Annotated in this window: 2 protein-coding genes; both read left to right on the forward strand. The window is 73.4% G+C overall.

Features of this window, described 5'->3' with window-relative positions:
- The coding region (locus tag G3I65_RS23370; RefSeq protein ID WP_160698006.1) for a PD-(D/E)XK nuclease family protein at window positions 1-1,653 on the forward strand (1,653 nt) is incomplete at its 5' end.
- A 73-nt stretch (window positions 1,654-1,726) separates the two neighbouring features.
- Window positions 1,727-2,977: ATP-dependent helicase (locus G3I65_RS23375; protein WP_160698007.1), on the forward strand; the 1,251-nt coding region annotated here is incomplete at its 3' end.

A 2,977-nucleotide genomic window follows, 5' to 3' on the forward strand; every position in this document is an offset into this window, starting at 1 on the left:
GCCGAAGCCGAGCCGGTGCGGCGCGTCGGCGGGCTGCTGCGCGTCACGCACCAGGCCGTGGCGCGCGGCGACGGCGTCGAGCAGGTGCTGTGGCAGCTGTGGACCGAAAGCGGGCTGCAGGACAAGCTGCTGAAGCAGGTTGAACGCGGCGGATCGCTGGCCGCGCAAGCCGATCGCGACCTCGACGCCGTGGTCGCGCTGTTCGACGCGGCCGGCCGGTACGTCGACCGGCTGCCCCGCGCGAGCGTCGCTTCCTTCGCGGACTACCTTGGCGCGCAACGGATCGCGGGCGACACGCTCGCCCCGGCCGCCGTCCCCGGTGACGGCGTCTCGCTGCTCACCGCGCACGCGGCCGCCGGTCGCGAGTGGACGGTCGTCGCCGTCGCCGGCGTCCAGGAAGGCGCGTGGCCGGACCTGCGGCTGCGGGGATCCGTGTTGGGCGTGGAGCGGCTCAAGGACCTGATGGCCGGGGTCGACGACGACGCCGTGTCCCAGACCGCGCCGATCCTCGCCGAGGAACGGCGCCTGTTCTACCTCGCGATGAGCCGCGCGAAGCAGACGCTGCTGGTCACCGCGGTTTCGGGCGAAGACGAGCAGCCGTCGCGCTTCCTCGACGACCTCGAGGAGAACGGCGCCGACGACGGCGGCCTCGACTCGCGGATGAAGCCGCCGGGCCGGTCGCTGGTGCTGGCCGAGCTGGTGGGGGAGCTGCGCGAGGTCGTCTGCGACGACAAGGCGGAGCCCGCGCGCCGGCGCCGGGCGGCAAAGCAGCTTGCCCGGCTGGCTGACGCGAAGGTGCCGGGCGCGCACCCGTCGACGTGGTACGGCCTGCTGCCGGCGTCCAGCGACGAGCCGGTGCACCCGCCGGGCGACCTGATCCGGATCTCTCCGTCCACAGTGGAAATCCTGACCAAGTGCCCGCTGCGGTGGATGATCGAGCGCCACGGCGGCAGCGACCCGGCGCAGCTGGCCGCGGTGACCGGGACACTGGTGCACGGGCTGGCGGAGGCGGTCTCGTCCGGCCGCACCGAGGCCGAGCTGCAGGCGGCGCTGGACGAAGCGTGGGTGCGGGTCGACGCCGGGGCGCCGTGGTTCTCCCGGCGGGAACGGCGGCGCGTCGAGCAGATGCTGCAGAACTTCGTGACGTGGCTGGAGCGCAGCCGGGCGGAGCTGAAGGAAGCCGGGGTCGAGCAGGACATCGAGGTCGAGCTGCCGGCAGGCGGCTCGGACGAGGTCCGCGTGCTGCTGCGCGGGCGCGTCGACCGGGTGGAGCTGGACGCCGACGGGCGGCCGGTGATCGTCGACATCAAGACGGGCAAGGTGCCGGTTTCCGGCGCGGACGCCGAGGCGCACCCGCAGCTGGCGGCGTACCAGCTGGCGGTGCTGCTGGGCGCGATCAAGGGCAGCAACGAACCCGGCGGCGCGAAGCTGGTCTACGTCGCGAAGGCGAACAACAAGACGGGGGCCACCGAGCGGTCCCAGCCGCCGATGGACGAGGTCGGCGGTAAGCAGTGGCTGGAGCTGGTCCGCGACGCCGCGGCGTCGGCCGCCGGGCCGGACTACCAGGCGCAGGAGAACCCGGACTGCGACCGCTGCCCGGCCCGCGGCTGCTGCCCCCTGCGCCCCGAAGGCAGACAGGTGCCAGGCCCGTGACGCCGAATGACCTCGTGAGTGATCAGTCGGGTTCTAACCCTACTCATCACTCACGACCGGTGGGGGTGGCAGCGTGAGCCCGCTCGTTGTCGCGAATCCTGTTGAGCCCGCGGAGCTGGCTGACGCGCTTGGGTTGCACCGGCCCACGCCGGAGCAGGCCACCGTCATCGCCGCGCCCGTCGAACCCTCGCTCGTGGTCGCCGGGGCCGGGGCCGGGAAGACCGAAACCATGGCCGCGCGGGTGGTCTGGCTCGTCGCCAACGGGATCGTCAGCCCCGACCGCGTGCTCGGCCTCACCTTCACCCGCAAGGCCGCCCGCCAGCTCGGCGAACGCGTCCGCGCGCGGCTGCGGCGCCTGGCCGGGTCCGGGCTGCTCGACCGCCTAGACCCCACCGGCGGGCTGCGGTCCACTGTGGTCGCCGGCGAACCGACCGTCCTGACCTACCACGCCTACGCCGGGCGCATGCTCTCCGAACACGGCCTCCGGCTGCCCGTGCAACCCGGTGTCCGGCTGCTGTCCGAGACGTCGTCGTGGCAGATCGCGCACCGCGTCGTGTCCACATGGGACAATGAGCTCGACACCGACCGCGTCCCGCCGACCGTCACCGCCGACGTCCTGCAGCTCGCCGGTGAACTCGGCGAGCACCTGATCTCGGTCGAGCAGCTCGCCGAGTACACGACGTGGATGTGCCGCGTCATCGAAAACGCGCCGCGCGCCAAGGGACAGCGGGCCGCGCTGCCGCAGAAGCTCACGGAAATCATGGCCGCGCAGCACTTCCGGCTCGCGCTGCTGCCGCTCGTCGAGGAGTACCACCGGCGCAAGCGCAACGAAGGCGCGCTCGACTTCGCCGACCAGATGTCGCTGGCCGCGCAGCTCGCGAGCGGCTACCCGTCGGTCGTGCGCGGCGAGCGGGAGCGCTACGGCGCCGTCCTGCTCGACGAGTACCAGGACACCGGGCACGCCCAGCGCGTCCTGCTGCGCGCGCTGTTCGGCGGCGTCGAGAACCCGCCGCTGCCGGTGACCGCCGTCGGCGACCCGGCGCAGGCCATCTACGGCTGGCGCGGCGCCAGCGCCGCCAACCTGCCCCGGTTCACCACGGACTTCCCGCGCTTCGACGGCGAACGGCTCGTCCCCGCGCACGAATTCGGGCTGCTCACCAGTTTCCGGAACCCGCCGGAGATCCTCGACCTCGCGAACGCGATCGCCGAACCGCTGCGCGCCCGCGGCCTCGGCGTCGAACGGCTGCGGGCGCGCGAAGGCGCCGGGGCGGCGGACATCGCGTGCGCGCTGCTGCCGGACATCCGCGCCGAACGCGAGTGGGTC

The organism is Amycolatopsis sp. SID8362, assembly GCF_010550475.1.
In the GTDB taxonomy this organism is placed as follows: Bacteria; Actinomycetota; Actinomycetes; order Mycobacteriales; family Pseudonocardiaceae; genus Amycolatopsis; species Amycolatopsis eburnea.